The 26750-nt window shown below is 35.3% G+C and carries 39 protein-coding genes; all 39 read left to right on the forward strand.

Annotated features, from left to right (window positions below):
• The first annotated feature begins 801 nt into the window (after positions 1-801).
• The 39 genes from ERCISPPA3004_RS01210 to hldE all read left to right on the forward strand — a co-directional run bounded on the left by ERCISPPA3004_RS01210 (position 802) and on the right by hldE (position 26209).
• Positions 802-1404, forward strand: coding sequence for a peroxiredoxin C (locus tag ERCISPPA3004_RS01210; RefSeq protein WP_157990314.1), 603 nt, complete (start codon positions 802-804; stop codon positions 1402-1404).
• A gap of 365 nt (positions 1405-1769) precedes the next feature.
• Positions 1770-2699 carry a bifunctional riboflavin kinase/FAD synthetase gene (gene ribF / locus ERCISPPA3004_RS01215; RefSeq protein WP_157990315.1) on the forward strand — a complete coding sequence of 310 codons (930 nt, stop codon included), beginning with the start codon at positions 1770-1772 and terminating at the stop codon, positions 2697-2699.
• A 943-nt stretch (positions 2700-3642) separates the two neighbouring features.
• The gene (gene tusD / locus ERCISPPA3004_RS01220) at positions 3643-4029 is read left to right on the forward strand and encodes a sulfurtransferase complex subunit TusD (protein ID WP_157990316.1); all 387 of its coding nucleotides are present in this window, start codon (positions 3643-3645) and stop codon (positions 4027-4029) included.
• Positions 4029-4388, forward strand: a complete 360-nt coding sequence (gene tusC / locus ERCISPPA3004_RS01225; protein WP_157990317.1) for a sulfurtransferase complex subunit TusC — start codon at positions 4029-4031, stop codon at positions 4386-4388. The genes tusD and tusC overlap by 1 nt, the downstream gene beginning before the upstream one ends.
• A 7-nt stretch (positions 4389-4395) precedes the next feature.
• On the forward strand, positions 4396-4683 hold the full coding sequence (gene tusB / locus ERCISPPA3004_RS01230) for a sulfurtransferase complex subunit TusB (RefSeq protein ID WP_157990318.1): 288 nt from the start codon (positions 4396-4398) through the stop codon (positions 4681-4683).
• Positions 4684-4820: 137 nt separating this feature from the next.
• Positions 4821-5195, forward strand: coding sequence for a 30S ribosomal protein S12 (gene rpsL, locus ERCISPPA3004_RS01235; RefSeq protein ID WP_157990319.1), 375 nt, complete (start codon positions 4821-4823; stop codon positions 5193-5195).
• A 131-nt stretch (positions 5196-5326) separates the two neighbouring features.
• Positions 5327-5797: a 30S ribosomal protein S7 gene (gene rpsG, locus ERCISPPA3004_RS01240; protein WP_157990320.1), complete on the forward strand. Its 471-nt coding sequence runs from the start codon at positions 5327-5329 to the stop codon at positions 5795-5797.
• Between the two features lie 81 nt (positions 5798-5878).
• Positions 5879-7987, forward strand: coding sequence for an elongation factor G (gene fusA / locus ERCISPPA3004_RS01245; protein ID WP_157990321.1), 2109 nt, complete (start codon positions 5879-5881; stop codon positions 7985-7987).
• A gap of 81 nt (positions 7988-8068) precedes the next feature.
• Entirely contained in the window at positions 8069-9253 is a 1185-nt protein-coding gene (gene tuf / locus ERCISPPA3004_RS01250) for an elongation factor Tu (RefSeq protein WP_157990322.1), read from the forward strand.
• A 329-nt stretch (positions 9254-9582) separates the two neighbouring features.
• A complete protein-coding gene (gene rpsJ / locus ERCISPPA3004_RS01255; protein ID WP_072666160.1) occupies positions 9583-9894 on the forward strand; it encodes a 30S ribosomal protein S10 in 312 nt (103 codons plus the stop codon).
• Positions 9895-9923: 29 nt separating this feature from the next.
• Entirely contained in the window at positions 9924-10559 is a 636-nt protein-coding gene (gene rplC / locus ERCISPPA3004_RS01260) for a 50S ribosomal protein L3 (protein ID WP_157990323.1), read from the forward strand.
• A gap of 12 nt (positions 10560-10571) precedes the next feature.
• On the forward strand, positions 10572-11177 hold the full coding sequence (rplD, locus tag ERCISPPA3004_RS01265; protein ID WP_157990324.1) for a 50S ribosomal protein L4: 606 nt from the start codon (positions 10572-10574) through the stop codon (positions 11175-11177).
• On the forward strand, positions 11174-11476 hold the full coding sequence (rplW, locus tag ERCISPPA3004_RS01270; RefSeq protein WP_157990325.1) for a 50S ribosomal protein L23: 303 nt from the start codon (positions 11174-11176) through the stop codon (positions 11474-11476). Before rplD ends, rplW begins: the two co-directional genes overlap by 4 nt.
• A 21-nt stretch (positions 11477-11497) precedes the next feature.
• Positions 11498-12319, forward strand: a complete 822-nt coding sequence (rplB, locus tag ERCISPPA3004_RS01275; RefSeq protein WP_157990326.1) for a 50S ribosomal protein L2 — start codon at positions 11498-11500, stop codon at positions 12317-12319.
• 16 nt (positions 12320-12335) lie between these two features.
• The gene (gene rpsS / locus ERCISPPA3004_RS01280; protein ID WP_157990327.1) at positions 12336-12614 is read left to right on the forward strand and encodes a 30S ribosomal protein S19; all 279 of its coding nucleotides are present in this window, start codon (positions 12336-12338) and stop codon (positions 12612-12614) included.
• A gap of 15 nt (positions 12615-12629) precedes the next feature.
• The gene (gene rplV, locus ERCISPPA3004_RS01285) at positions 12630-12962 is read left to right on the forward strand and encodes a 50S ribosomal protein L22 (protein ID WP_157990328.1); all 333 of its coding nucleotides are present in this window, start codon (positions 12630-12632) and stop codon (positions 12960-12962) included.
• 18 nt (positions 12963-12980) lie between these two features.
• The gene (gene rpsC, locus ERCISPPA3004_RS01290) at positions 12981-13679 is read left to right on the forward strand and encodes a 30S ribosomal protein S3 (protein WP_157990329.1); all 699 of its coding nucleotides are present in this window, start codon (positions 12981-12983) and stop codon (positions 13677-13679) included.
• 12 nt (positions 13680-13691) lie between these two features.
• A complete protein-coding gene (gene rplP / locus ERCISPPA3004_RS01295) occupies positions 13692-14102 on the forward strand; it encodes a 50S ribosomal protein L16 (protein ID WP_157990330.1) in 411 nt (136 codons plus the stop codon).
• Positions 14102-14296: a 50S ribosomal protein L29 gene (gene rpmC / locus ERCISPPA3004_RS01300; RefSeq protein ID WP_157990331.1), complete on the forward strand. Its 195-nt coding sequence runs from the start codon at positions 14102-14104 to the stop codon at positions 14294-14296. Before rplP ends, rpmC begins: the two co-directional genes overlap by 1 nt.
• Complete coding sequence (gene rpsQ, locus ERCISPPA3004_RS01305; protein WP_157990332.1) at positions 14293-14547, forward strand: 30S ribosomal protein S17; 255 nt, start codon at positions 14293-14295, stop codon at positions 14545-14547. Before rpmC ends, rpsQ begins: the two co-directional genes overlap by 4 nt.
• 178 nt (positions 14548-14725) lie before the next feature.
• Positions 14726-15097 (forward strand): 50S ribosomal protein L14, encoded by a 372-nt coding sequence (gene rplN / locus ERCISPPA3004_RS01310; protein ID WP_157990333.1) that lies wholly within the window; start codon positions 14726-14728, stop codon positions 15095-15097.
• Between the two features lie 10 nt (positions 15098-15107).
• Positions 15108-15431: a 50S ribosomal protein L24 gene (rplX, locus tag ERCISPPA3004_RS01315; protein WP_157990334.1), complete on the forward strand. Its 324-nt coding sequence runs from the start codon at positions 15108-15110 to the stop codon at positions 15429-15431.
• 4 nt (positions 15432-15435) lie between these two features.
• The gene (gene rplE / locus ERCISPPA3004_RS01320; RefSeq protein WP_157990335.1) at positions 15436-15975 is read left to right on the forward strand and encodes a 50S ribosomal protein L5; all 540 of its coding nucleotides are present in this window, start codon (positions 15436-15438) and stop codon (positions 15973-15975) included.
• 15 nt (positions 15976-15990) lie between these two features.
• Positions 15991-16296, forward strand: coding sequence for a 30S ribosomal protein S14 (gene rpsN, locus ERCISPPA3004_RS01325; RefSeq protein WP_157990336.1), 306 nt, complete (start codon positions 15991-15993; stop codon positions 16294-16296).
• Positions 16297-16324: 28 nt separating this feature from the next.
• Positions 16325-16717 (forward strand): 30S ribosomal protein S8, encoded by a 393-nt coding sequence (gene rpsH, locus ERCISPPA3004_RS01330; protein WP_157990337.1) that lies wholly within the window; start codon positions 16325-16327, stop codon positions 16715-16717.
• A 36-nt stretch (positions 16718-16753) separates the two neighbouring features.
• The gene (gene rplF / locus ERCISPPA3004_RS01335) at positions 16754-17287 is read left to right on the forward strand and encodes a 50S ribosomal protein L6 (protein ID WP_157990338.1); all 534 of its coding nucleotides are present in this window, start codon (positions 16754-16756) and stop codon (positions 17285-17287) included.
• A gap of 9 nt (positions 17288-17296) precedes the next feature.
• Positions 17297-17650, forward strand: coding sequence for a 50S ribosomal protein L18 (gene rplR / locus ERCISPPA3004_RS01340; protein ID WP_157990339.1), 354 nt, complete (start codon positions 17297-17299; stop codon positions 17648-17650).
• A 15-nt stretch (positions 17651-17665) separates the two neighbouring features.
• Positions 17666-18184: a 30S ribosomal protein S5 gene (gene rpsE / locus ERCISPPA3004_RS01345; RefSeq protein WP_157990340.1), complete on the forward strand. Its 519-nt coding sequence runs from the start codon at positions 17666-17668 to the stop codon at positions 18182-18184.
• Positions 18174-18362: a 50S ribosomal protein L30 gene (gene rpmD, locus ERCISPPA3004_RS01350; RefSeq protein ID WP_157990341.1), complete on the forward strand. Its 189-nt coding sequence runs from the start codon at positions 18174-18176 to the stop codon at positions 18360-18362. The genes rpsE and rpmD overlap by 11 nt, the downstream gene beginning before the upstream one ends.
• Positions 18363-18797: a 50S ribosomal protein L15 gene (gene rplO, locus ERCISPPA3004_RS01355; protein WP_157990342.1), complete on the forward strand. Its 435-nt coding sequence runs from the start codon at positions 18363-18365 to the stop codon at positions 18795-18797.
• A 7-nt stretch (positions 18798-18804) separates the two neighbouring features.
• A complete protein-coding gene (gene secY, locus ERCISPPA3004_RS01360; RefSeq protein WP_157990343.1) occupies positions 18805-20136 on the forward strand; it encodes a preprotein translocase subunit SecY in 1332 nt (443 codons plus the stop codon).
• Positions 20137-20145: 9 nt separating this feature from the next.
• Positions 20146-20262, forward strand: coding sequence for a 50S ribosomal protein L36 (gene rpmJ, locus ERCISPPA3004_RS01365; RefSeq protein WP_157990344.1), 117 nt, complete (start codon positions 20146-20148; stop codon positions 20260-20262).
• 132 nt (positions 20263-20394) lie between these two features.
• Positions 20395-20751 carry a 30S ribosomal protein S13 gene (gene rpsM, locus ERCISPPA3004_RS01370; protein WP_157989088.1) on the forward strand — a complete coding sequence of 119 codons (357 nt, stop codon included), beginning with the start codon at positions 20395-20397 and terminating at the stop codon, positions 20749-20751.
• 16 nt (positions 20752-20767) lie between these two features.
• Entirely contained in the window at positions 20768-21157 is a 390-nt protein-coding gene (gene rpsK, locus ERCISPPA3004_RS01375; RefSeq protein ID WP_157990345.1) for a 30S ribosomal protein S11, read from the forward strand.
• A 32-nt stretch (positions 21158-21189) separates the two neighbouring features.
• Positions 21190-21810, forward strand: coding sequence for a 30S ribosomal protein S4 (gene rpsD, locus ERCISPPA3004_RS01380; protein WP_157990346.1), 621 nt, complete (start codon positions 21190-21192; stop codon positions 21808-21810).
• Between the two features lie 23 nt (positions 21811-21833).
• Positions 21834-22835, forward strand: a complete 1002-nt coding sequence (locus ERCISPPA3004_RS01385) for a DNA-directed RNA polymerase subunit alpha (RefSeq protein WP_157990347.1) — start codon at positions 21834-21836, stop codon at positions 22833-22835.
• Positions 22836-22858: 23 nt separating this feature from the next.
• Positions 22859-23230: a 50S ribosomal protein L17 gene (gene rplQ, locus ERCISPPA3004_RS01390; protein WP_157990348.1), complete on the forward strand. Its 372-nt coding sequence runs from the start codon at positions 22859-22861 to the stop codon at positions 23228-23230.
• A gap of 115 nt (positions 23231-23345) precedes the next feature.
• Positions 23346-23687, forward strand: coding sequence for a TusE/DsrC/DsvC family sulfur relay protein (locus ERCISPPA3004_RS01395; protein WP_157990349.1), 342 nt, complete (start codon positions 23346-23348; stop codon positions 23685-23687).
• Between the two features lie 1085 nt (positions 23688-24772).
• Positions 24773-26209: a bifunctional D-glycero-beta-D-manno-heptose-7-phosphate kinase/D-glycero-beta-D-manno-heptose 1-phosphate adenylyltransferase HldE gene (gene hldE, locus ERCISPPA3004_RS01400; protein WP_157990350.1), complete on the forward strand. Its 1437-nt coding sequence runs from the start codon at positions 24773-24775 to the stop codon at positions 26207-26209.
• Positions 26210-26750: the final 541 nt, after the last annotated feature.

Genomic DNA, 26750 nt, shown 5'->3' on the forward strand with positions numbered 1-26750 from the left:
GTTTATAATATAAATATATTTTATTTATTAGTATGTTTACTAACTGAGACTGGACCTGAAAATATAGAATTTGCATATCATGTATGATGATATAATTATAACATCTCGCTAGGTAATGTCTTTTAAACAGATTTATATATTATCAATTGTAAGAAATTTCTATAATTATTTCTATGATTTATAAATATAATATTAGACTGAGAACATATGTAAAATCTATCGTATTCTAACATGAGTTTTGATTTTGTACTATGAAGTTTCTATATCGCTTAAATGCTATTTTTTACACTGTTTTGGATATAATTGGTTTTTTTTGAAAGTGTAGATTTTAGAATAAAATTATTTTTTGAGTAAGATGTATTATAAAATGATTAGTATGTGTTATTTAAATCTTTTTGTTAAAGTAATGTAATTATATTACAAGTACCGTGGAACATTTAAATCATTCTTGTAAAAATTGCTCTATAATAATTGCTGTCTTATAATAATTTGTATAGTTAAATATCATACATTAAGTACTAGAAGTGTTAGGCATAAATACTAGATATTTATGTTTATGTTATATATTGAATATTAAATAGAGTTAGAGCCGTGAGTGTAGTTTTGAATAAAATGATTGTGCTATGGTTGATTTTTTTGATTTTAACTTATTAATCATAATTAATGAGGCGTTTGATTGATAGTCAAAAGACTTAACAGTGTTTAAAATTAACACCATCTAAAAGATGATTTTGAATGTTAGTGAGATGTTAATGAGCTCTTTTACCTCTGAATTCTCAGAATTTTATTTAGGAGTTGATCATGGTTTTAGTGACACATCCCGCCCCTGATTTTACTGCTGCTGCTGTTTTGGGAAACGGTAATATCATAGAGAAATTTAACTTTATAGAACACGTTAATGGAAAAATGTGTGTGCTTTTCTTTTGGCCAATGGATTTTACGTTTGTGTGTCCATCTGAGCTGATTGCGTTTAATAAAAGATATCAAGAATTTCAGAAGCGTGATGTAGAGGTTATTGGCGTATCTTCTGACTCGCAGTTTGTTCATAACGCATGGCGTAAAACACCAATTAATCGCGGTGGAGTTGGTGATATTCAGTATACTATGGTTGCTGATATTAAGCATGAAATTCAGAAATCTTGGGGTATCGAGCACCCTCAAATCGGTGTAGCATTACGTGCCTCTTTCTTAATTGATCAAGTCGGTATAGTTCGACATCAAGTGGTAAATGATCTACCATTAGGTCGTAATATTAATGAAATGTTACGTATGGTTGATGCACTTAATTTTTATGAAAAGAATGGAGAGGTATGTCCAGCGCAATGGGAAAAAGGTAAAAATGGTATTATAGCATCGCCTGATGGGATTTCTCAATATTTAGATATGCATATAGATCAATTATAATGCATGCGTAATGTTGTAATTAAAGTGCGAGAAAACTTAATATTAATAATTAAACTATTTTTTTGACAAAAAAATCAACTTATAGGCGAAATGTTAGCATTTAAGATATTGTATTGTTAATTTTAATACTTAAGGATGATAATTGGTTATCTTTGATTATGTAATCCTAAAAGTTACTAGTTTTATTTTTGTTGAAAACTAGTAACTTTTTTAATATTTTTCAGTTAATTTAAATTTTATTTTGCCTAATAAAAGATCACATAATTAAAGATTTTATCTTGTGAAAGATAACAATAAGATTATAGTCTGTCAGATTTTTATAAAATGATCATTTTTTCTCTTTTTCTGCATTATTTGAGATAATTATGCGGTTGATACGTGGTATACATAACTTAAGGGCAAGAGATCGTGGTTGTGCATTAACTATTGGTAACTTTGATGGTGTACATCGAGGGCATCAGGCACTATTGGCACAATTATGCAGAAAAGGGCGTGAATGTAATGTTCCAGTAATGGTTATGTTGTTTGAGCCTCATCCATTAGAAAGATTCTCCCTAGGGTCAGCTCCTCCCCGTTTGACCAGATTACATGAAAAGTTGTGTTATTTGAAAAATTTTGGAGTAAATTTAGTATTATGTATTCGTTTTAGTCATAATTTTGCCTCACAAAGTGCACATAATTTTATTATTGATTTATTAATAAATAAATTAAGTATAACATTATTAGCAGTAGGGGATGATTTTCGCTTTGGGTCAGAACGAAGCGGTGATTTTTTTTTATTACAAAATGCTTCTATCCGTTATGGTTTTGAAATTTTTGGCGCAAAGACATTGTTGAATGATAAACAACGTATCAGCAGTACTGCAATACGTCAGGCATTAGCTACAAATAATTTATCTTTAGCTACAATATTATTAGGGCGCCCATTTAGTATATGTGGCAAAGTAGTGTCTGGAGACTCAATTGGTCGTGTTCTTGGGTTTCCTACTGCTAATATAGCATTACTGCATACTATATCGCCGATAATAGGAGTGTATGTTGTATATGTCAAAATATTGAATCATCAAATGTTTCATGGTGTAGCAAATATTGGAACGCGCCCAACATTAACACGATTGTATACACAATTAGAAGTGCATATATTAGATACATCCATTGATTTGTATGGTCATTATATTGAAGTAATTTTTCTTTATAAAATAAGAGATGAAAAGCGTTTTGATTCTCTGTCTTCGTTAAAAAAACAAATTCAAAATGATGTAACAGTTGCTAAAAACTTTTTTAATCAGAAGTAGCTTGTATTGATTACAATCGGATTATATAGAATTTTTATATAATCCAAATTAGTCAAGCACTTATTACTTATTTAAAAACAAGATCTTTATTAAAAAAATTAATAAGAAACTAAAAGCTTTGTATATGTTGTATATATAATATTTTTATATACAAACTATATAAAATATCAACTGAATATTAACTAATATTATGCTTTGTTAGAATATTATTCTATAATACAAATAAAGATAGATATTATATAATATAGAGGTTTGTGAAACAGTAGGAGGTAATTTTTACTTTAAATAACATCTTATTTGTTTATAGTTTAAATTTAATATTTAATATTGAATAATATGAATCTTTTTCTGTGAAAAAATTAATGAGAAAGTATAAATTTTTTAGTGAAATTCAAAATAAAGATTTATAATCTTCATCTAATTAGTAATCATACCACATTATTAAGAATTGTTATTAGATAACATCATAATTCTTAGAAAAGTAAAAATTTTGCTTTTATTTGAGATTACTAGACTCGAGTCATTCTCAAACATATCTATATAATATAAAGTTTATAGAAAAGATCGATATGCTTTATTAACCAAAACGCAATATTGTGAGATAGTTTTTCAATCTTTATAGTAAATAAAAATATTTTCAATATTAAATGCTGTATGCATAAACTCAGATGGTCATTTCGAATCTGTTCTATTTATTTTATAATATTAGATAGTAATATAGCGCTTTTAAGATAGCTCAAAACATTTTTAGTGTATTGTGTATGAGATATGATTTAGTCAATATGAAGCATCTCTTTTTATAGATACTTAGAGAGAAATTCTATTGATATCGCCTAAAGATGAAAAGTTGGTATGTGTACTTATTTAAGATTTTTAAAGATATTGGTCTATATATAGACTTTGAATATTTTAAATATGTATATATTTTAGCAAAGGATTAATTATGCGTTTTTGCCTTATAGTTACAGGGCCAGCTTATGGAACTCAAAATGCTAGTAGTGCTTGGTTATTTGCTAATGCAGTTATAGCTAATAATCATACTCTTAATAGTATTTTTTTTTATAGCGAGGGTGTTATGAATGCAAACGCATTACATTCGCCTGCTAGCGACGAAGTTAACTTAACTAATTTTTGGCAAAAATTACATCAGAAACATGGTGTTGTTCTAAATATTTGTATTTCTTCAGCATTACGACGTGGTGTTTGTAATCAAAAAGAATCATTAGCGCTGAATTTAGGAAAAGCTAATCTAGCTATAGGTTTTCGATGTACCGGTTTAGTCTCCTTAGCAGAAGCAGTGCTCACCTCTGATCGAGTAGTCAAATTTTAATGAATGATATTGCTTTTGTTTTTACACAGTGTCCACATGGCTCCAGTTCTGGACGTGAAGGTCTAGATGCAGTTTTAGCGGCATTAACGTTAACTAAAAAAATTGGCTTATTTTTTGTGAGTGATGGCGTTTTACAGTTATTGCCAGGACAAAATAGCAATGTTATTTTAGCACGTAATTACAGTGTTACATTTGGTGTTCTTCCTTTATATGATATCACACAGTTTTATGTTTGTGCAGCAGCGCTCGAAGAGCGTGGTATACCAACTAAGAACCAGTTTCTTATAAAAGTACATATATTATTTCCAAGAGATTTACGCATTAAATTAAATGACTATGATCAGATAATTACTTTTTAGGATTATCATGTTACATACTATCTCTCGCTCACCTTTTTATTGTGATTTCCCAGCTATTTTACGTCTTATCTCTACAGGGGATGATGTCTTATTATTAGAGGATGGTGTTCTTTCTGGAGTAAAGGGGTCTAACATTCTTCAAGAGCTTTTAAGCGCAAGGATTACCTTATACATTTTAAAGGAGGATCTTGTTGCTCGCGGTCTGCTAATATATATATCCTCGAAGGTACAAGTTATTAGTTATGATGAATTTATAAAACTAAGAATAAAAAATCTTCAGCAAATAGCATGGTAAATAACATGCGGCGGTTCTTTTTGTTATTTCTTGACTTTTGATAGTATTAAGTGTAATAATTTTAAATTAGTATTATTTTGCCAGTCACAAGGAAAAATTGCTGGTATCAGAAAAATCCAGAAGTCTAGGAGCGAGTTATGGCAACAGTTAACCAGTTGGTGCGAAAACCACGTGTACGAAAACTTGTAAAAAGCAATGTACCTGCGTTAGAGGGATGTCCTCAAAAACGTGGCGTATGTACTCGCGTTTATACGACTACCCCTAAAAAACCAAATTCAGCTTTGCGTAAAGTATGTCGTGTTCGTTTAACTAACGGGTTTGAAGTTACCTCTTATATTGGGGGGGAAGGTCATAATCTTCAAGAACATTCTGTGATCTTAATTCGTGGTGGTCGTGTAAAAGATCTGCCAGGTGTGCGGTATCATACTGTACGTGGTTCATTAGATTGCTCTGGTGTTAAAGATTGCAAGCAGGCACGTTCTAAATATGGCGTAAAAAAACCAAAATCTTAATTTGTAAATGATTTTCTGTAAGAGTTCAGAAAGTCTAAATTTTATTAATAAGGTCAAGGGTTATTTAATTGGTATAGTTTGAAAAGAACCTAAGAGTGTTTAAGTATTATGAATGAATAATGGAGTATCTTATGCCACGTCGTCGCATTATAGGTCAGCGTAAAATTTTACCTGATCCAAAATTTGGCTCTGAGTTACTAGCTAAGTTTGTCAATATCCTTATGGTTGATGGTAAAAAATCTATTGCTGAAACTATTGTCTATCGTGCGATAGAGACTGTGATCCAGCGTTCTGGTAGGCAGGGGCTAGAAATATTTGAAGTTGCTTTAGATCATGTTCGTCCGATTGTAGAGGTAAAATCTAGACGTGTTGGTGGGTCTACATATCAGGTTCCCGTAGAAGTTCGCCCTGTACGTCGGAATGCGCTTGCAATGCGTTGGATTGTTGAGGCGGCTCGTAAACGTAGTGATAAATCTATGGCGTTACGTTTAGCAAATGAACTAGCTGATGCTGCAGACAATAGAGGGAATGCAGTAAAAAAACGTGAAGACGTTCATCGTATGGCTGAGGCTAATAAGGCATTTGCACATTATCGTTGGTAAAATTAAATTATTAGAATAATTGAATAAATAACTGATTTGCTTTCCGTATTGACTAAAACAGCAGAGACTCAGAGGAATCACATGGCTCGTAATACACCTATAATGTGTTACCGTAATATTGGTATTAGCGCACACATCGATGCAGGTAAAACGACAACCACTGAACGTATTTTGTTTTACACTGGTGTTAACCATAAAATTGGTGAAGTTCATGACGGTGCGGCCACTATGGATTGGATGGCGCAGGAGCAAGAACGCGGTATTACTATTACCTCTGCAGCTACAACTGCTTTTTGGTCTGGTATGGCCAAACAATTCTCGTCTCATCGAATTAACATTATTGACACTCCAGGGCATGTTGACTTCACTATTGAAGTAGAACGTTCAATGCGTGTTCTAGATGGTGCAGTTATGATTTATTGTGCGGTAGGAGGCGTGCAACCACAATCTGAAACGGTTTGGCGTCAAGCTAATAAATATATAGTACCGCGTATTGCATTTATTAATAAAATGGATCGCATGGGCGCGAATTTTTTAAAAGTTGTTAATCAAATTAAAGTACGACTTTCAGCAAATCCAGTGCCAATTCAGTTAGCTATTGGTGCAGAAGAAACATTTATTGGTGTTATTGACTTGGTAAAAATGAAAGCTATTTATTGGAATGATGCTGATCAGGGTGTGACTTTTACATATGAGACAATCCCTTCGGACATGCAAGAACTGGCGGAAGAGTGGCATCAAAAATTACTTGAGTCTGCTGCTGAAGCTTCTGAAGAACTAATGGACAAATATCTTAGTGGTCAAAAATTAACTGAAAAAGAAATTAAGGATGCTTTGCGTCAACGTGTTCTTAATAATGAAGTGATTCCTGTAACATGTGGTTCAGCTTTTAAAAACAAAGGCGTTCAGGCAATGTTAGATGCTGTTATTGATTATCTTCCAGCACCAACTAATGTGCCGGCAATTAAAGGTGTTTTAGATGATGGAAGGAACACCTCAGTAGCACGTTATTCAGATGATAATGAGCCATTTTCGGCACTGGCTTTTAAAATTGCTACAGATCCATTTGTAGGTAATTTAACTTTTTTTCGTGTGTATTCCGGTGTTGTTAGGTCTGGTGATACAGTAATGAATCCAGTGAAATTACAGCGCGAACGTTTAGGTCGTATTGTTCAAATGCATGCCAATAAGCGTGAAGAAGTAAAAGAAGTATATGCGGGTGATATTGCTGCTGCTATCGGTTTGAAAGATGTTACGACCGGTGATACGTTATGTGACGTGAACAATGTGATTATTTTAGAGCGTATGGAGTTTCCTGACCCAGTTATCTCTGTAGCAGTGGAACCAAAAACTAAAGCTGATCAAGAAAAAATGGGTATAGCTTTAGGTCGTTTAGCAAAAGAAGACCCCTCATTTCGTGTATGGACCGATGAAGAATCATCGCAAACTATTATTGCCGGCATGGGAGAGTTACATTTAGAGATATTAGTTGATCGAATGAAGCGTGAATTTAATGTTTCAGCTAATATCGGCAAACCTCAAGTAGCTTATCGTGAAACTATTTGTCAAACAGTGACTGATATTGAAAGTAAGTATATTAAGCAGTCAGGTGGTCGCGGTCAATTTGCTCATATCGTAATTGATATGGGTCCTCTAGAAGAGAGTGGCCTAGGTTATGAGTTTGTTAATGATATTGTCGGTGGCTCTATTCCAAAGGAATTTATCCCAGCTGTAGACAAGGGTATTCAGGAACAACTAAAATCTGGTCCATTAGCTGGATATCCAGTGGTGAATGTTAAAGTGCGCCTGCATTACGGTTCATATCATGATGTTGATTCTTCTGAGCTAGCTTTTAAATTAGCTGCTGCTTTAGCTTTTAAATCTGCATTTAATCAAGCAAAACCGGTTCTACTAGAGCCAGTAATGAGAGTTGAAGTAGAAACTCCGGTAGAATATATGGGTGATGTTATTGGTGATTTGAATCGTCGTAGAGGACTTATTGAGGGCATGGAAGATACTAGTACTGGTAAGACTATTCGTGCTCAGGTACCTTTATCTGTAATGTTTGGTTATGCAACCGATTTACGCTCACAAACTCAAGGGCGTGCTTCGTACTCTATGGAGTTTTTAAAGTACTCTGAAGCCCCAAATTATGTTGCTCAAGCTGTTATCGAAGCTCGTGGTAAATAAATTGCTGGGTTTATATTATTGAATATTATTTCATTATCCCCACCAAGTATCGTGATGGTACAGAAAGTAAGGAATATTGTTGTGGCTAAAGAAAAATTTGAACGCTCTAAACCGCATGTCAATGTTGGAACTATTGGTCATGTTGATCACGGTAAAACCACCTTAACTGCAGCCATTACAACTGTATTAGCTAAAACGTATGGTGGTACTGCGCGTGCATTTGATCAGATAGATAACGCGCCAGAAGAAAAAGCGCGTGGTATTACTATTAATACTTCGCATGTGGAATATGATACTATAAAAAGACATTATGCGCATGTTGATTGCCCTGGGCACGCTGACTATATCAAAAATATGATTACTGGCGCTGCTCAGATGGATGGAGCAATTTTAGTAGTTGCTGCAACGGATGGCCCAATGCCTCAAACTCGTGAACATATTCTGCTTGGTCGTCAGGTAGGGGTTCCATATATTATTGTTTTTCTTAATAAATGTGATATGGTTGATGATGAAGAATTATTAGAGCTTGTTGAAATGGAAGTTCGAGATCTTTTATCTCAGTATGATTTTCCTGGTGATATCACTCCAATTATTTATGGTTCTGCGTTAAAAGCTCTAGAGGGTGATGCCGCATGGGAAGCGAAAATTATCGAATTAGCTAATCATTTAGATAATTACATTCCACAACCTCAGCGTGCTATTGATCAAGATTTTTTGCTTCCAATTGAAGATGTTTTTTCTATTTCTGGGCGTGGTACAGTAGTAACTGGTCGTGTAGAAAGAGGAGTTATTAAAGTCGGTGACGAAGTAGAGATTGTTGGTATTAAAAATACTGTAAAATCAATTTGTACGGGTGTGGAAATGTTTCGTAAGCTTTTAGATGAGGGCCGGGCAGGAGAAAATTGCGGAATTTTATTACGTGGTATCAAGAGAGAAGATATTCAGAGAGGGCAGGTTTTGGCTAAGCCAGGAACTATTAAACCTCATACTCAATTTGAATCAGAAGTTTATGTTTTATCTAAAGAAGAAGGTGGACGTCATACTCCATTTTTTCAAGGTTATCGACCGCAGTTTTATTTTCGAACAACTGATGTAACAGGTACCATAGATCTTCCAGATGGTGTTGAAATGGTTATGCCAGGTGATAATATCAATATAAAAGGCACTTTAATTCATCCAATTGCTATGGATGAAGGATTGCGTTTTGCTATCCGTGAAGGGGGTCGTACTGTTGGAGCTGGAATTGTCTCTAAAGTAATTTGTTAAATTTTATCTCTAATTAGCTTTTTAAATTTAATCAGAGATCTGTAGAGAATAAATATAATCCGCTGATCTCTGATGTAGCTTTATTAATGAGAGAGAATATATAGATAAAAAACATTGCAGTTGCTTTGTGTGTATACATAATATAATATGTTATTATTAAGAATATTATTCTACACTGATTAATATTAAAAATGGTGTTAATATAAATTATTATCACTCATATATATCACTCATAACCCGTATTTTTATAACTAAAGATTATACGCACATACTAATCAAAAAATAGATTAGTCATAGTGGTTTTTATAAATAATTGGAGTTCTGGTATAATGCAGAACCAAAGAATTCGTATCCGTCTGAAAGCTTTTGATCATCGTTTAATAGATCGATCTACCTTAGAGATCGTAGAGACGGCTAAAAGAACCGGCGCACAAGTACATGGTCCTATTCCATTACCAACACGTAAGGAGCGCTTTACTGTTCTGATTTCTCCTCATGTTAATAAAGACGCGAGAGATCAGTATGAGATTCGCACGCATAAGCGCTTAGTTGATATCGTCGAGCCTACTGAAAAAACAGTAGATGCATTGATGAGGCTAGATCTAGCTGCCGGTGTAGATGTGCAGATTAGTCTAGGTTAGTTTGCATATTCAGCAGGAAGAGGGTCAAAATGATTGGTTTCATTGGAAAAAAAGTTGGGATGACCCGAATCTTTACAGAAGAGGGTCTTGCTATACCTATTACTGTAATTGAGTTAGAAGAAAATCGTGTCACTCAAATTAAGAAAGTTGAAACAGATGGTTATACTGCTATTCAAGTAACTACTGGCATAAAGAAAATAAATCGCATTGCTAAACCACAAGCAGGTCATTTTGCAAAATCTGGCATCTTAGCTGGACGTGGTTTATGGGAATTTAAAACTTCTAAAGTTGAATTATTTAATATAGGACAGAGTATTGATATTCAGATTCTATCTAATTCTGGTGTAAAAAAAGTTGATGTATCCGGTTTTTCTAAAGGTAGAGGTTTTACTGGTACTGTTAAACGTTGGAATTTTCGTACGCAGGATGCAACACATGGTAATTCATTATCCCATCGAGTTCCTGGATCTATAGGACAAAATCAGACTCCAGGAAAAGTATTTAAAGGCAAAAAAATGGCAGGTCATATGGGAAATCAACGTGTAACTATTCAAAGCTTGAAAGTGATGCGTATTGACATTGATCGAAACCTGCTTCTAGTGAAAGGGGCGGTTCCTGGTGCCACTGGCAGTAATTTAATCATTAAACCAGCTGTAAAGGGGTGAAGAGGTATAGAAATGGAATTAGTATTAAAAGATGCACAAGAGGTGCTAACTGTTTCTGATACTGCCTTTAACTGCAATTTTAACGAAGCATTAGTGCACCAGGTAGTTGTTGCATATGCAGCGGGTTCTCGTCAGGGCACTCGCTCACAAAAAACTCGAGCCGAGGTAACTGGATCAGGTAAAAAACCATGGCGCCAAAAAGGAACAGGTCGTGCGCGTGCTGGTTCTGTTAAAAGTCCGATTTGGCGTTCTGGTGGTATAACTTTTGCTGCTAAATCTAAAGATTATAGCCAAAAAATTAATAAAAAGATGTATCGTGGCGCAATGAAAAGTATTTTTTCTGAGCTTATACGTCAGGATCGTTTATTTGTTGTTAAGAAATTTTTTATACAAGAACCTAAAACTAGACTGCTTCTTAATAAGCTTAAAGAGATGAGTTTAGACAATGTATTAATTATTCTTTGTTCTATAGAGGTACATTTACTTCTTGCTTCACGTAATTTATATACAGTTAAGGTATGTCATGCAGCAGGTATTGATCCAATTAGCTTGATTTCTTACAAAAAAATTATAATTACTGTTGATGCAATGAAGAAGATACAGGAGATGTTTGTATGAACTTTGAAGAGCGCTTATTAAAAATATTGCGTAGTCCTCATGTTTCTGAGAAAGCTTCTGCTGCAATGGAAAAAAATAATACTATTGTTCTTAAGGTCTCTATAGATGCGAGTAAATTAGAAATTAAATCAGCTATACAGAAGATTTTTTCAGTAGAAGTGGAATGTGTAAATACATTGTTAGTAAAAGGTAAATCTAAACGTCATAAACAGCGCATCGGTCATCGCAAAAACTGGAAAAAGGCTTATGTCACTATTAAATCAGGTCAAAATATAGCCTTGGTGGGTGGAGCTGAATAAAGAAGGAGTAGCAGAATAATAATGACAATTGTGCAATGTAAACCGACATCTCCTGGTCGTCGTCATGTGGTTAAGGTAATCAACTCGGAGCTACATAAAGGAAAACCATTTTCTTCTCTTGTAAAAAAACATACTAAAACTGGTGGTCGTAATAATACCGGTCGTATTACCACTAGACATATTGGTGGCGGGCACAAGCAGGCGTATCGCGTAATTGATTTTAAACGGAACAAAGATGGAATCCCAGCACTTGTTGAGCGTCTTGAATATGATCCAAACCGGTCCTCTAACATTGCGTTAGTGCTTTATCGAGATGGTGTTCGTCGTTATATTTTAGCACCTAAAGGGGTAAAATCTGGCGATCAAATACAATCTGGTATTGGAGCTATGATTAAAGTTGGTAACACATTACCCATGCGTTATATTCCAGTTGGATCTACTGTACATAATGTAGAAATGAAACCGGGGAAAGGTGGGCAGATTGCACGATCAGCTGGGTCTTATGTGCAAATCGTTGCTCGTGAAGGTTCTTACGTGACATTACGTTTGCGTTCTGGTGAAATGCGCAAAGTAGAGATAGATTGCCGTGCCACCTTAGGTGAAGTTGGTAATTCTGAACATATGCTGCGTGTTTTAGGTAAGTCAGGAGCTGCTCGCTGGAGAGGTATTCGTCCCACTGTTCGCGGTACAGCTATGAATCCTGTTGATCATCCTCATGGCGGTGGTGAAGGTCGCAACTTTGGTAAGCATCCCGTTTCTCCTTGGGGTTTGCAAACTAAGGGTAAAAAGACTAGAAGAAACAAACGTACTGATAAATTTATCGTGCGTCGCCGTATTAAATAAATTTAAAGGATAAACCATGCCACGTTCTCTTAAGAAGGGTCCATTTATTGACCTACATTTACTAAAGAAGGTAGAAAAAGCTTTAGTAACCGGAGAAAGAAAGCCTGTGCGCACTTGGTCACGTCGTTCGACAATTTTTCCAAAGATGATTGGTTTAACCATTGCAATTCATAATGGTCGTCAACATATTCCTGTATTTGTGTCTGATGAGATGGTTGGTCACAAATTAGGTGAGTTTTCTCCTACTCGTACCTATCGCGGTCATATTGCTGATAAAAAAATTAAAAAACGATAAAAGAGGAGGATAAAGATGGAAATTATTGCGCAACAACGACATGCTAGATCTTCTGCGCAAAAGATTCGTTTAATTGCTGATATTATACGAGGTAAAAAAGTTTCAAAAGCTTTGGATCTTTTAACCTATACCAACAAAAAGGCCGCGATTTTAGTTAAGAAAGTTTTAGAATCCGCCATTGCTAATGCTGAGCATAACGAGGGTGCTGATATTGATAATTTAATTATTACAAAAATATTTATTAATGAAGGTCCTAGTATGAAACGAATTATGCCTCGTGCAAAAGGTCGTGCGGATCGCGTTTTAAAGCGAACTAGCCATATTACTTTGGCCGTGTCCGATCGATAAGACTCTGGAGAGTAGGAAATGGGTCAAAAAGTACATCCTCATGGTATGCGATTGGGTATCGTGAAGTCTTGGAATTCTACTTGGTTCGCTAATACCAAGGAATTTGCTGATAATTTAGATAGTGACTTTAAAGTTCGTCAGTTTCTTATAAAAGAACTAGTTAAAGCATCAGTTTCTCGTGTTGTAATTGAGAGACCAACTAAAAGTATCCGAGTAACTATTCATACCGCTCGTCCTGGTATTGTTATAGGAAAAAAAGGTGAAGATGTAGAAAAAATTCGCCAAGTTATCGCAAAAATTGCTGGTGTTCCTGCACAGATTAATATTTCTGAAGTGCGCAAGCCAGAACTAGATGCCAAGTTAGTTTCTGACAATATCGCGGCACAATTAGAGCGTCGTGTAATATTTCGTCGCGCTATGAAACGAGCCGTGCAGAACGCAATGCGCTTAGGCGCAAAGGGGATCAAAGTTAAGGTAAGCGGTCGTCTAGGTGGTGCGGAAATTGCACGTACTGAGTGGTATCGCGAGGGTCGTGTGCCGCTACATACTTTACGGGCAGATATTGACTATAATACCTCCGAGGCTCACACTACTTATGGTGTTATTGGGGTTAAGGTATGGATTTTTAAAGGTGAGATTCTAGGTGGCATGACCGCGACTGAACAACCAGAACAAGCTGTCCCGCCTAAAAAGAAACAGCGTAAAATCCGTAAGTAAGGAGAATCGCCGATGTTGCAACCAAGGCGCACAAAATTCCGTAAGATGCAAAAAGGTCGAAATCGTGGTTTAGCGCAAGGTAGAGATATTAGCTTCGGTGTTTTTGGTCTAAAAGCTGTTGATCGTGGTCGTTTAACTGCCCGTCAGATCGAAGCGGCACGTCGCGCAATGACTCGCGCTATGAAGCGTCAGGGAAAAATTTGGATCCGTATTTTTCCAGATAAGCCAATTACTGAAAAGCCATTAGAAGTTCGTATGGGCAAGGGTAAAGGCAATGTAGAATATTGGGTGGCGATGATTCAACCAGGAAAGGTTCTATATGAAATGAGTGGTGTTTCAGAAGAGCTTGCTCGTGAGGCTTTCAAATTAGCAGCATCCAAACTATCCATTAAAACCACCTTTGTAACTAAAACGGTGATGTAATGAAAGCTATAGATCTATGTGAAAAAAGCATTGAAGATCTGCATATCCAACTTGTGATCCTTTTGCGTCGACAGTTTAATCTACGTATGCAATCAGGGTCCGGTCAGTTAAAAAAAACTCATGTTTTTAAGCAGATTCGCCGTGATATTGCACGCGTAAAGACTGAGCTGACTCACAAGGCTAAATTATCATGACTGAAAAAATTCGTACCTTGCAGGGTAGAGTAATAAGCAATAAAATGGACAAATCGATTGTCGTGGTTATTGAGAGGTTTGTAAAACACCCGATATATGGTAAATTCATAAAGCGTACAACTAAGTTACATGTGCATGATGAGAATGATGAATGTAAGATTGGCGATGTTGTGAGTATTCGTGAATGTCGTCCGTTATCTAAAACTAAGTCATGGACTCTCGTTCGCGTTGTAGAGAAAGCAATTATATAATAGGATGCCACTATATATCTCATATTTAAAGAGAAACGGCTCCGATAGAGAGCCGTTTATTATTTCTATATATATAATAGAAGCAGTGTTATACTATTCTAGTATTTTATAGAAAATTTAATAAAATTTGAGTGCGGTGGGTATGTAAGTATGTAGTTGAAATTAGCGGAGTACTAAAATGATCCAAGAACAGACGATGTTGCACGTTGCCGATAATTCTGGCGCGCGTCGTGTAATGTGTATCAAGGTTCTGGGTGGTTCGCGCCGACGCTATGCAGGTATAGGCGATATTATTAAAATTACCATTAAGGAAGCTATTCCTCGTGGTAAGGTTAAGAAAGGTGACGTTCTAAAAGCAGTAGTTGTTCGCACCAAAAAAGGTGTGCGACGCCCAGATGGTTCTATCATTCGATTCGATGGAAATGCATGCGTGATCTTAAATAATCACAATGAGCAACCAATTGGGACGCGAATCTTTGGACCCGTAACTCGTGAATTGCGAAGTGAAAAATTTATGAAGATTATCTCTTTAGCACCAGAGGTGCTCTAAGGAACCAAAAATGGCCGCTAAGATTCGGCGTAATGATGAAGTAATTGTGTTAAGTGGAAAGGATAAAGGAAAACGTGGTAAAGTAAAAAATGTATTAGTTTGTGGTAAAATTCTTGTCGAGGGTATTAATTTAGTTATCAAGCACCAAAAGCCTATTCCAGCCATTAATCATCCGGGTGGTATTATTAAAAAAGAAGCGGCCATACAGATATCTAATGTTGCACTTTTTAACTCAGATACCGGGAAAGCTGATCGAGTAGGTTTTAGATTTGAGGAAGGAAAAAAAGTTCGTTTCTTTAAATCTAACAGAAAAACCATAAGTAATATGGAGTAGTTCGATGGCAAGATTATATGCTGTTTACAAAAAGGAAGTAGTGAAAAAACTTATGACTGATTTGGGGTATCACTCTGTCATGCGTGTGCCACGAATTGAAAAAATTACTCTAAATATGGGTGTAGGTCAAGCAAGTTCAGATAAAAAATTATTAGATCATGCAGTGATTAACCTAACAGCTATATCTGGGCAAAAACCTTTGATTACTAAAGCACGTAAGTCTATTGCTAGTTTTAAAATTCGTCAGGGTTATCCTATTGGTTGTAAAGTAACTCTACGTGGTGAACGTATGTGGGAATTTTTTGAACGTTTAGTTTCTATTGTTATCCCGCGTATTCGTGATTTTAGAGGTTTATCAATTAAATCTTTTGACGGAAATGGTAATTATAGTATAGGTATCCGAGAGCAGATTATTTTTCCAGAAATTAATTATGATCAAATTGATCGAATTCGTGGTATGGATATAAGTATTACTACCACTGCACAATCTGATGCTGAAGGGGAAGCGCTTTTATCTGCATTTAATTTTCCATTTCGCAAGTAATAAGGGGGCGCTCTTGTGGCTAAAAAAGCATTAAAAGCACGCGAAGTTGTTCGCATAAAAATGGCCAAGAAATATCGCTCTAAACGTCAAGCACTAAAAGATATTATTTCTAGTGTTCATGCATCTGCGGAAGAGCGTTGGGATGCTATGTTAAAATTACAAAATATACCTCGTGATTCTAGTCCTTCTCGTCAACGTAATCGCTGTCGTCAGACTGGTCGGCCTCATGGTTATGTTGGTAAATTTGGTTTAAGTCGCATAAAATTGCGCGAGGCGGCAATGCGCGGTGAAGTGCCTGGTTTAAAAAAGGCTAGCTGGTAAGTGTCGGTTATATATTAGGAGTAAAAAGATGAGCATGCAGGATCCAATTGCAGATATGCTAACCCGTATCCGTAACGGCCAAGCAGCGAATAAAATTTCGGTTAGAATGCCTTCTTCTAAATTAAAATTAGCTATTGCTGGTGTTCTAAAAGAAGAAGGATATATTTTAACATATTCTATTATAAATGGTATTAAGGTAGAGTTAGAGTTAACTTTAAAGTATTTTCAAGGAAAATCTGTTATCGAAAGTATTCAACGCGTGAGTCGCCCAGGATTAAGGATTTATAAAAGAAAACATCAACTGCCAAAGGTTATGGCAGGATTGGGTGTTTCTGTTATTTCTACCTCCAAAGGGGTGATGACAGATCGTTCAGCTCGTCAATCAGGACTTGGCGGTGAAATTGTCTGCTATATAGCTTAATTGTGTGTAGCGTAAGCTTAATTGGAGGGGTTGAAAATGTCTCGTGTTGCTAAAGCACCTGTGAGTATTCCTATCCATGTACAGGTAAAACTTGATGGTCAGGTTATTACTATTACAGGAAGAAACGATGAATTAATTCATACGTTAAATAAAGCTGTATTAGTAAAAGAGATTAACAATACCCTAATTTTTTCGCCACAGCCAGGTTTTATTAGTGGTTGGACCCAAGCAGGCACTGCTCGTGCTCTAGTGAACGCGATGGTCATAGGCGTGACTCAAGGTTTTACTAAAAAGTTACAGCTTGTGGGTGTTGGTTATCGTGCTGCCTTAAAAGGAAATCGATTAAATTTATCATTAGGTTTATCTCATTCTATTGATCATGTGCTTCCGAAGGGTATTGTCGCTACATGTATTAGTCAAACTGACATTATATTACACAGCGCAAATAAACAGTTACTTGGTCAAGTTGCCGCCGATCTTCGTGCTTATCGTCCTCCTGAACCTTATAAGGGTAAGGGAATTCGTTACACTCATGAGATTATTCGTCGCAAAGAGGCTAAAAAGAAATAAGGTAATACTATGGATAAAAAATCTGCCCGTCTTCGACGAGCAACTCGCACGCGTTATCAATTAAAAAAGCTCAGTATTACTCGTTTAATGGTACATCGTACCTCGCGTCACATTTATGCACAAGTTATTTCTTCTAATGGTTCTGAAATTTTAGTATCTGCTTCTACAGTAGAAAAATCAGTTGGCAAAAAATTAAAATACACTGGAAACAAGGATGCTGCGGTTACTATTGGCGCACTAGTTGCCGAGCGTGCAATTAAGAAGGGTGTAACACGTGTAGCTTTTGATCGTTCTGGTTTTCAGTATCATGGTCGTGTTCAGGCATTAGCAGACGCTGCTCGCGAAGCTGGTTTGCAGTTTTAAGGCATAAGGTGTAAAATGGCACATATCGAAAAACAATCTAGTGAACTACAGGAAAAGCTCATCTCGGTAAATCGTGTTTCTAAAACTGTTCAAGGTGGGCGTATTTTTTCTTTTACAGCCCTCACTGTTGTTGGGGACGGTAATGGACGCATGGGGTTTGGTTATGGCAAGGCACGTGAAGTTCCGGCCGCAATTCAAAAAGCAATGGAAAAAGCTCGACGAAATATGAATTATTTTGCGTTATGCCATGGCACATTACAGCATCCTGTGAAAGGTTCTCACACAGGGTCTCGTGTATTTATGAAACCAGCATCAGAGGGGACAGGTATTATTGCTGGTGGTGCGATGCGTGCTGTTTTAGAGGTGGCTGGTATTCATAATGTGTTAGCTAAAGCTTATGGTTCTACAAATCCAATCAACGTAGTACGTGCTACTTTAGACGGTCTTATGAGAATGAGATCTCCAGAAATAGTTGCTGCTAAACGTGGCAAATCTATTGAAAATATTCTTGGAGATAGTTCAAATGGCAATTAAAATGATCAAAATTACTCAAACGCGTAGTGCGATTGGTTGCTTACCTAAACATAAGGCTACTTTGCTTGGTTTAGGTCTTCGGAGAATTCGTCATACTGTATATCGTGAAGATACGGTAGCTATTCGAGGTATGATTCGAGCTGTTTCCTACATGATTAAAGTGGCGGAGAGGATATAAATGTATTTAAATACTTTATCACCAGCCAAAGGTTCTAAACATGTAGCCAAGCGTTTAGGGCGAGGTATTGGATCTGGGTTTGGGAAAACTGCTGGGCGAGGTCATAAAGGGCAAAAATCACGCGCTGGTAGTGGTGCGCATCGCGGATTTGAGGGTGGCCAGACTCCTTTATATCGGCGTTTACCAAAATTTGGTTTTATATCTCGCAAAGCTAGATTTACCACACAAGTGCGTCTATCTGATTTAAATAGGATTAAAAGCACGATTATTGATCTTCATGCTTTAAAAGAAGCGCATTTAATTAGTATGCAGACTAAATTTGTAAAAGTAATACTTTGTGGTGGTATTGAGACGGCTATTATAATTCGTGGGTTACGTGTTACCCAAGGTGCTCGTTCTTTAATTTTTGCTGCTGGCGGAAAAATTGAGGCATAACTTATCGATGGTTAAGCAATCGCGACTTGGCTTTCAAAGTACAAAAGGTGGCTTGAGTGAGCTAAAGATTAGATTAGCGTTTCTTATAAGTTCGCTGATTATTTTTCGTATTGGTTCTTTTATTCCAATTCCAGGAATTGATGTTACTATTATCTCCAATCTTCTTGAGAGGCAGCGTGGAACTATTATTGATATGTTTAATATGTTTTCTGGAGGTTCGTTAAGTCGCGCTTCTATCTTTGCTTTAGGGATAATGCCATATATCTCTGCATCGATTATTATTCAGATATTAACAATAGTTAATCCTACTTTATCTGAATTAAAAAAAGAAGGAGAGGTTGGTCGTAGGAAAATTAGTCAGTATACCCGTTACGCTACTTTAGCGTTAGGTATACTTCAATCAATTGGCATTGCTATAGGTTTACCGAATATGCCAGGAATGAAGGGTCTAGTATTACATCCAGGACCTGGGTTTTTTATTACTGCTGTGATTAGTTTAGTCACAGGAACTATGTTTCTTATGTGGTTAGGTGAGCAAATTACAGAAAGAGGCATGGGTAATGGTATTTCTATGATAATTTTTGCAGGTATCGTAGCTGGCTTGCCATCTGCAGTTGGGCATACTCTTGAAGAAGTTAGACAAGGCGACCTGCATATTCTTGGGTTAATATTATTGGCAGTTTTAGTATTTTCTATTACCTTATTTGTTGTATTTATTGAGCGTGGTCAACGACGTATTGTTGTACATTATGCACAGCGTCAACAAGGTCGAAGAATTTACGCTGCACATAACACACACTTGCCCTTAAAAGTTAATATGTCCGGGGTTATTCCTGCTATCTTTGCTTCTAGTCTAATTTTGCTTCCAGCAACGTTGATATCATGGTTTGGTGATGGTATTGGTTCTGGTTTATTGATGAAAATTTCACTTTTTTTACAGCCTGGAGAGCCACTTTATGTGTTGCTTTATGCAACAGCAATTATTTTTTTCTCCTTTTTTTATACAGAATTAGTTTTTAATCCACGTGAAACAGCAGATAATTTAAAAAAATGTGGTGCATTTATTTTAGGCATTCGTCCAGGAGAACACACTGGAAAGTATATTCAAAAGGTTATGAGTCGATTAACACTAATTGGTTCTCTATATATTACATTTATTTGTCTAATTCCAGAGTTTTTGCGTAATTCAATGAAAGTTCCATTTTATTTTGGTGGTACGTCTTTATTGATTGTAGTAGTTGTCATCATGGATTTTATGGTGCAAGTACAAACTCTGTTAATGTCCAGTCGATACGAGTCTGTATTAAAAAAAGCAAACTTAAAAGGTTATAGTCGTTAAGAGGGTAAAATGAAAGTATGTGCTTCTGTTAGAAAATTATGTCGTAATTGTAAGATTGTCCGTCGTAATGGAGTGGTTCGTGTAATTTGCAGTACCGAGCCTAAACATAAACAGCGACAAGGGTAAACAATTCTTACATGTTTTAATTGGATTATACTGATTTAGATACTTGTGTGTTGACTATATGTTCTAATAGAAGTATTCTAAAATGGGCTTTTGGATAAAAATACACTAATTCGTAATTTATAGGAGTGCATAGTGGCCCGTATAGCAGGGATTAACATTCCTGATCAAAAACATACCGTAATTGCATTAACTGCGATATTTGGAATCGGCAAAAACCGTTCGCAGTTTATTTGCAGATCAACGGGTATTGCCGAACATGTTAAGATCAGTGATCTACCCGAAGAGAAACTTGACATGCTTCGTGATGCAGTGGCAAAATTTATTGTTGAAGGCGATCTGCGTCGAGAAGTTACCATCAGCATTAAGCGTCTTATGGATCTTGGGTGTTATCGTGGATTGCGTCATCGTCGCGGCCTTCCAGTTCGCGGCCAACGAACCAAAACTAACGCTAGGACGAGAAAAGGTCCGCGTAAACCGATCAAGAAATAATCTGGATAATTAAATAATGACTAAGGTACCAATTCGTTCACGTAAGCGAGCAAAAAAACAACTCTCTGATGGTGTGGCTCATATTCATGCCTCATTTAATAATACTATTGTTACTATTACAGATCGTCAGGGTAACGCACTAGGTTGGGCAACAGCTGGTGGGTCTGGTTTTCGTGGTTCTCGCAAGTCTACGCCATTTGCTGCACAAGTTGCTGCAGAACACTGTGCAGAATCTGTAAAAGATTATGGTATTAAAAATTTAGAGGTAATGGTTAAAGGACCTGGACCAGGTCGTGAATCAACTATTCGGGCTTTGAATGCCGCTGGTTTTCGTATTACAAATATTACCGATGTAACCCCAATCCCACATAACGGTTGTCGTCCACCCAAGAAACGTCGAGTATAAAATTTCTTTTTAAGAAAGATTGGAGAAAGAAAATGGCAAGATATTTGGGTCCGAAACTAAAGATTAGTCGTCGTGAGGGCACAGACTTATTTCTTAAGTCTGGTGTGCGTGCAATTGATACAAAATGTAATTTAGAGAAAGCCCCGGGTCAGCATGGGGCTCATAAAACACGTTTATCGGACTACGGAATTCAATTACGAGAAAAACAAAAAGTTCGTCGTATGTATGGGATACTAGAACGTCAATTTCGCAATTATTATAAAGAAGCCGCTCGATTGCGAGGTAACACTGGAGATATTTTATTATCTCTTTTAGAAGGTCGCTTGGATAATGTAGTGTATCGTATGGGTTTTGGTGCTACACGCTCTGAAGCACGACAATTAGTTAGTCATAAAGCAATTATGGTAAATCGCCGAGTAGTAAATATTTCGTCTTATCAGGTATCATTAAATGATGTTATTAGTATTCGAGATAAAGCAAAAAAACAATCTCGCATAAAAGCTGCGCTAGAGCTAGCAAATCAGCGTGAAAAGCCAACGTGGTTAGCGGTTGATATTACAAAAATGGAAGGGGTATTTAAACATGTTCCGGAACGTACTGATCTTACTGCAGATATTAATGAACACCTTATTGTAGAACTTTACTCTAAGTAAGGTAGTATTTAAGAGAGGACATAATGCATGGTTCTGTGACTAAATTTTTAAAACCGCGACTAGTAAATATTGAGCAAGTTAGCTTAACACGAGCTAAAGTTACCCTTGAACCATTAGAGCGTGGCTTTGGTCATACATTAGGTAATGCACTTCGTCGTATTTTATTATCATCAATGCCTGGTTGTGCGGTTACAGAGGTTGAAATTGATGGTGTATTACATGAATATAGTACAAAAGAAGGTGTCAAAGAAGATATTCTTGAGGTTCTCTTAAATTTAAAAGAACTAGCAATTATAGTATACGGAAAAGATGAGGTTATTCTTACGTTGTGTAAGTCCGGCATTGGTCCGGTCACGGCGGCTGATATTACTCGTCACGAAGATTTTAAAATTGTGCAACTGACACACTTAATTTGTAATTTAACTCATGAGAACGCTAGTATTAATATGCGCATGAAAGTACAACGTGGTCGTGGTTATGTTCCTGCTTCTTCTCGTATAAATATTGAAGAAAATGGGCGTATATTTGGCAAACTATTAGTTGACGCATGTTATAGTCCAGTGGATCGCATAGCTTATAATGTTGAATCAGCACGTGTAGAGCAGAGAACAGATTTGGATAAATTAGTAATAGATATTGAAACAAATGGAACTATTGATCCAGAAGAGGCTATTCGACGAGCAGCTACCATTTTATCAGAACAATTAGAAGCCTTTATTGATTTACGTGACGTACGTCATCCTGAAGTTAAAGAAGAAAAACCAGAATTTGATCCAATCCTATTAAGGCCAGTTGATGACTTAGAGTTAACAGTTCGTTCAGCTAATTGCCTCAAAGCAGAAGCTATTCATTATATTGGTGATTTAGTGCAGCGCACAGAGGTAGAACTTTTAAAAACGCCTAATCTCGGTAAGAAGTCTTTGACAGAGATTAAAGATGTGTTAGCAACTCGTAATTTGTCTTTAGGTATGCGATTAGAAAACTGGCCCCCAGAATTAATAATAAATAACTTAATTAAAAATTAAGCTCTTATTGAGAAGGAGAAGTTATGCGACACCGTAAGAGTGGTCGTCAACTGAATCGTAACAGAAGCCATCGTAAAGCTATGTTTCGAAATATTGCTATCTCTTTGATACAGCATGAGTTTATTAAAACAACTGTTCCAAAAGCAAAAGAGCTTCGCCGTATGCTCGAACCTCTGATTACTCTCTCCAAGAAAGATAGTATATCTAATCGTCGTTTAGCATTTTCTCGTATTCGACATCATGAGGTGGTTGCCAAATTATTTACTAAACTTGGTCCACGTTTTATAAATAGACCTGGTGGGTATACAAGAATCTTAAAGTGCGGTTTTCGATTAGGTGACAATGCTTCAATGGCATATATTGAGTTCATGGATCGTCCTAAGAGTGCAGACTGAATTATTTTTTTTATGTTATGGTTTATTTTTCAGATAATATTTTTTGATAAAAAGTTATTGTAATCTTACAAAGATGATAACATAAATTATTGATGCAAATAGTTGAGTATTTATTATGAAGCATAATCAGCTAAAAAATATTAATATCAAAGTTGCGCGTGATGAATATGGTTATTTAATATCTTTAGCAGATTGGAATCAGAATCTTGCAAAAGAGTTAGCAAAAGAGGAAAGCATTGATCTTAGTTTTGCGCATTGGGAGATTATTAATTTTGTGCACAGATTTTATTTAGAATTTAATATATCTCCAACAGTGCGTATGTTAGTTCAGGCTTTAACTAAACAGTATGGGCCAGAATACGGAAATAGTCGCTATCTTTTTCGGCTATTTCCGAAAGGTCCAGCAAAACAAGCAACTAAAATCGCTGGGCTCCCTAAACCTGTAAGGTGTCTATAATGATTAATCAGATGTTTGATAATTGAAAGGTGTTCATGTTCTAATAGAGCAAAATAATATTAGACAGTGTTTGCATCTTTACTGAGTGCATAAAACTAATAATATTTTTATTTGAATAAAAAAAATTTACAGAAAATATTAGAATGCATAGTAATCAAATTTTGTTGTGATAGATAAATTACAATTAATAGAATTAATAATACTATTAATATATAAAGCTCTTTTTCTAAAGGTTTTTAATTTTTTATTTTTATGTATTGGTGGAGATCATAGATCAATTAGATATTTAATTTTTTGAAATTATTCTAATAAAAGATAAAGAAATCTTAAGCATATAATATAAAAACGAGTCAATGATTTATTAATATAGCAGTTAAGTATATTAATTTATACTTAACTTAAAAATAATATTTAATAGGTCTTATAAACTTTTCAGAGAGTTTTTAATGTATCATTAGGTGTCACTTAACCTTAATGTGATGGTATAGATGAATAATTTGAAAAATTACTTAGTGAGCTATTAAATTACGCCAATTTTCCTTAAGAATTATCAAGTAAGTATAAAATTGATACGTTTTATGTAGTGTGAATTGATATAGTTTTATTAGAGGCAGTAATTCATTTATTTGTAGGTATGCATAAAGGCGTGCTCTTAATATAACTAATATCTTGATAAATTTCATTTTATTGTATTTTTATGAATAGATTCAAAACTATCATAATGTTAGTTTTTTGTGTTTTAGATGAATATTAGATTTTATAGAATAGTTCAGATTCTTTTAAAATAATAAAAATGTATAGAATTATAAAGTCTAGAGCTTTACCAGATATATCAGTTTAAATTTAGAAAATTATTCACCTAGAGTTGAAAAATTTTGTTCTTATATTATAAGAACAGTGTTATTTATTATATTCTATCCGTAATTTTTATACAGGTGGATTATTGATGAGTAATACTTTGAGTAGTTTTTGTCTCCGATGGGTCATGGTTATATTCTGTCTATTTTTCTAAAAGCACTTAGTTGGCTCACAGTTACTCTATTTATTGAAACGCAATCAATCTGAATCTAGCGTGGAGTTTCTAAATGAAAAATACTCTGCTTGGCTTTAACGATTCAAGCATATTAGTCGTTGGGGATGTAATGTTAGATCGTTATTGGTATGGTTCAACTCATCGAATCTCTCCTGAAGCACCGGTTCCAGTAGTCCAAGTTAATAATGTGAAAGAATTTCCAGGTGGTGCTGCGAATGTTGCTATGAATATAGCAACTCTGGGTGCTAAATCTTATTTGATTGGTTTAATTGGAGAAGATGATGCAGCTCAAGTTCTTAGGGAATCCTTAGTAAATAGAAATGTATATTGCAATCTAATCTCTAATGCTAATTATTCTACAATGATTAAATTACGCATACTCTCACGAAACCAGCAATTAATTCGTATAGATTTTGAAGAAGAATTTAAAGATATTAATCATTCTCTTATTGATGACTGCATTAAGGTGTTTTTACCACAGGTAAATGTATTAGTTTTATCTGACTACTCTAAAGGGGCGCTGACTAATGTAAAAAATATTATTAGTCTAGCACGGCAATTAAATATTCTGATTTTAGTAGATCCTAAAGGTAAAGATTTTTCCCGTTATTATGGTGCCACTCTTCTAACGCCTACTTTGCATGAATTTGAAAAAGTGGTTGGAAAATGCTCAAGTGAAGGCGATATTATTGCGCGAGGCATGACATTATTAAAACAGTATTCTATCTCTGCATTACTAATTACTCGTTCAGAACATGGAATGACCTTATTGCAACTTGAAAAATCACCTTGTTATATGCCCACTAAAGCGCAGGAAGTTTTTGATGTAACTGGTGCTGGAGATACAGTTATTGCTGTTATAGCAAGTGCTTTATCGGTTGGCAGAACTCTTGAAGAGAGTTGTTTTCTTGCTAATGAGGCAGCAGGCGTAGTAGTCGGTAAAATTGGTACATCAACGGTTTCTCCAGAAGAGCTTAATAGAGCAATGGTAAACAGATCTGAGAAGGGTTGTAGAGTAGTAAATGAAGAACAATTGATGATTGCAGTGAATCAAGCTAGGCAATATGGTGAAAAAATAGTAATGACTAATGGTGTTTTTGATATTTTACATGCTGGTCATATTTCTTATCTTATTAGTGCAAAAAAGCTAGGCAATCGACTTATTGTTGCAGTTAATAGTGACGCATCAACTAGTCGTCTTAAAGGAATCTCTCGACCAGTGAATACATTGGTGAATAGAATGAGTGTCTTAAGTGCTCTTGACATGGTAGATTGGGTTATTAGCTTTGAAGAGGATACTCCGCGGAGAATTATTAAAAGAATATTACCTGATTTTTTAGTTAAAGGGGGGGATTACGAACACAAATTGAAAGATATTGCAGGTAGTCAAGAAGTTTTGGCTAATGGTGGAGATGTACGAATTTTAAATTTAAAAGATGGTATTACTACCAGTAATATTATTAAAAAAATTATTTCACAATCTATATAGATAGATATAGTGTTGTTTTTAAAAAAATCTCATTAGCTAGAATTTTTCTATAGTCCTAATATATTTTATAGAGTCTTCCTATGTGTGGAGTATATAGATTATATTCGAACAAGTGAAGATATTTTTTCTTAATCTATAACAATCAGTTTTGTAGTTACTTAACATGTTTGTACTTATTAGTTACATAAGTTTAACCATAAAAAAGTTTATTAATAAATTGCAGGCATGTATTTTTTAATATTCTAAATATTAAAAAATTTTCCATTAATATGATATGTAGAAATGTTTATTGTTTATATATAGTATCTTAAATGATGATATACATCATACCGATCTAATTTAAATATTTTTAACTATATATAAGATATGTGTGTTTTAATAATTTATTTCATTGTCTATAATTGATTGATTGATTTATTGCTTAAATGTACAATAAGGTGTTATATATTCGTATAGAGGTATTAATATGCTCAACATAATTTCGTTTTGTTGAAGATAAAAATATCTGCTGCACATTAAATATGTTTATACACAATAAAAA

Source organism: Candidatus Erwinia haradaeae (genome assembly GCF_900698995.1).
Classification (GTDB): Bacteria; Pseudomonadota; Gammaproteobacteria; order Enterobacterales; family Enterobacteriaceae; genus Erwinia_E; species Erwinia_E haradaeae_C.

Excerpts from the sequence above, each read along its gene's own strand:
- ERCISPPA3004_RS01210 (WP_157990314.1), top strand. The coding sequence starts at position 802 with ATGGTTTTAGTGACACATCCCGCCCCTGATTTTACTGCTGCTGCTGTT.
- ribF (WP_157990315.1), top strand. The coding sequence starts at position 1,770 with ATGCGGTTGATACGTGGTATACATAACTTAAGGGCAAGAGATCGTGGT.
- tusD (WP_157990316.1), top strand. The coding sequence starts at position 3,643 with ATGCGTTTTTGCCTTATAGTTACAGGGCCAGCTTATGGAACTCAAAAT.
- tusC (WP_157990317.1), top strand. The coding sequence starts at position 4,029 with ATGAATGATATTGCTTTTGTTTTTACACAGTGTCCACATGGCTCCAGT.
- tusB (WP_157990318.1), top strand. The coding sequence starts at position 4,396 with ATGTTACATACTATCTCTCGCTCACCTTTTTATTGTGATTTCCCAGCT.
- rpsL (WP_157990319.1), top strand. The coding sequence starts at position 4,821 with ATGGCAACAGTTAACCAGTTGGTGCGAAAACCACGTGTACGAAAACTT.
- rpsG (WP_157990320.1), top strand. The coding sequence starts at position 5,327 with ATGCCACGTCGTCGCATTATAGGTCAGCGTAAAATTTTACCTGATCCA.
- fusA (WP_157990321.1), top strand. The coding sequence starts at position 5,879 with ATGGCTCGTAATACACCTATAATGTGTTACCGTAATATTGGTATTAGC.
- rpsJ (WP_072666160.1), top strand. The coding sequence starts at position 9,583 with ATGCAGAACCAAAGAATTCGTATCCGTCTGAAAGCTTTTGATCATCGT.
- rplC (WP_157990323.1), top strand. The coding sequence starts at position 9,924 with ATGATTGGTTTCATTGGAAAAAAAGTTGGGATGACCCGAATCTTTACA.
- rplD (WP_157990324.1), top strand. The coding sequence starts at position 10,572 with ATGGAATTAGTATTAAAAGATGCACAAGAGGTGCTAACTGTTTCTGAT.
- rplW (WP_157990325.1), top strand. The coding sequence starts at position 11,174 with ATGAACTTTGAAGAGCGCTTATTAAAAATATTGCGTAGTCCTCATGTT.
- rplB (WP_157990326.1), top strand. The coding sequence starts at position 11,498 with ATGACAATTGTGCAATGTAAACCGACATCTCCTGGTCGTCGTCATGTG.
- rpsS (WP_157990327.1), top strand. The coding sequence starts at position 12,336 with ATGCCACGTTCTCTTAAGAAGGGTCCATTTATTGACCTACATTTACTA.
- rplV (WP_157990328.1), top strand. The coding sequence starts at position 12,630 with ATGGAAATTATTGCGCAACAACGACATGCTAGATCTTCTGCGCAAAAG.
- rpsC (WP_157990329.1), top strand. The coding sequence starts at position 12,981 with ATGGGTCAAAAAGTACATCCTCATGGTATGCGATTGGGTATCGTGAAG.
- rplP (WP_157990330.1), top strand. The coding sequence starts at position 13,692 with ATGTTGCAACCAAGGCGCACAAAATTCCGTAAGATGCAAAAAGGTCGA.
- rpmC (WP_157990331.1), top strand. The coding sequence starts at position 14,102 with ATGAAAGCTATAGATCTATGTGAAAAAAGCATTGAAGATCTGCATATC.
- rpsQ (WP_157990332.1), top strand. The coding sequence starts at position 14,293 with ATGACTGAAAAAATTCGTACCTTGCAGGGTAGAGTAATAAGCAATAAA.
- rplN (WP_157990333.1), top strand. The coding sequence starts at position 14,726 with ATGATCCAAGAACAGACGATGTTGCACGTTGCCGATAATTCTGGCGCG.
- rplX (WP_157990334.1), top strand. The coding sequence starts at position 15,108 with ATGGCCGCTAAGATTCGGCGTAATGATGAAGTAATTGTGTTAAGTGGA.
- rplE (WP_157990335.1), top strand. The coding sequence starts at position 15,436 with ATGGCAAGATTATATGCTGTTTACAAAAAGGAAGTAGTGAAAAAACTT.
- rpsH (WP_157990337.1), top strand. The coding sequence starts at position 16,325 with ATGAGCATGCAGGATCCAATTGCAGATATGCTAACCCGTATCCGTAAC.
- rplF (WP_157990338.1), top strand. The coding sequence starts at position 16,754 with ATGTCTCGTGTTGCTAAAGCACCTGTGAGTATTCCTATCCATGTACAG.
- rplR (WP_157990339.1), top strand. The coding sequence starts at position 17,297 with ATGGATAAAAAATCTGCCCGTCTTCGACGAGCAACTCGCACGCGTTAT.
- rpsE (WP_157990340.1), top strand. The coding sequence starts at position 17,666 with ATGGCACATATCGAAAAACAATCTAGTGAACTACAGGAAAAGCTCATC.
- rpmD (WP_157990341.1), top strand. The coding sequence starts at position 18,174 with ATGGCAATTAAAATGATCAAAATTACTCAAACGCGTAGTGCGATTGGT.
- rplO (WP_157990342.1), top strand. The coding sequence starts at position 18,363 with ATGTATTTAAATACTTTATCACCAGCCAAAGGTTCTAAACATGTAGCC.
- secY (WP_157990343.1), top strand. The coding sequence starts at position 18,805 with ATGGTTAAGCAATCGCGACTTGGCTTTCAAAGTACAAAAGGTGGCTTG.
- rpmJ (WP_157990344.1), top strand. The coding sequence starts at position 20,146 with ATGAAAGTATGTGCTTCTGTTAGAAAATTATGTCGTAATTGTAAGATT.
- rpsK (WP_157990345.1), top strand. The coding sequence starts at position 20,768 with ATGACTAAGGTACCAATTCGTTCACGTAAGCGAGCAAAAAAACAACTC.
- rpsD (WP_157990346.1), top strand. The coding sequence starts at position 21,190 with ATGGCAAGATATTTGGGTCCGAAACTAAAGATTAGTCGTCGTGAGGGC.
- ERCISPPA3004_RS01385 (WP_157990347.1), top strand. The coding sequence starts at position 21,834 with ATGCATGGTTCTGTGACTAAATTTTTAAAACCGCGACTAGTAAATATT.
- rplQ (WP_157990348.1), top strand. The coding sequence starts at position 22,859 with ATGCGACACCGTAAGAGTGGTCGTCAACTGAATCGTAACAGAAGCCAT.
- ERCISPPA3004_RS01395 (WP_157990349.1), top strand. The coding sequence starts at position 23,346 with ATGAAGCATAATCAGCTAAAAAATATTAATATCAAAGTTGCGCGTGAT.
- hldE (WP_157990350.1), top strand. The coding sequence starts at position 24,773 with ATGAAAAATACTCTGCTTGGCTTTAACGATTCAAGCATATTAGTCGTT.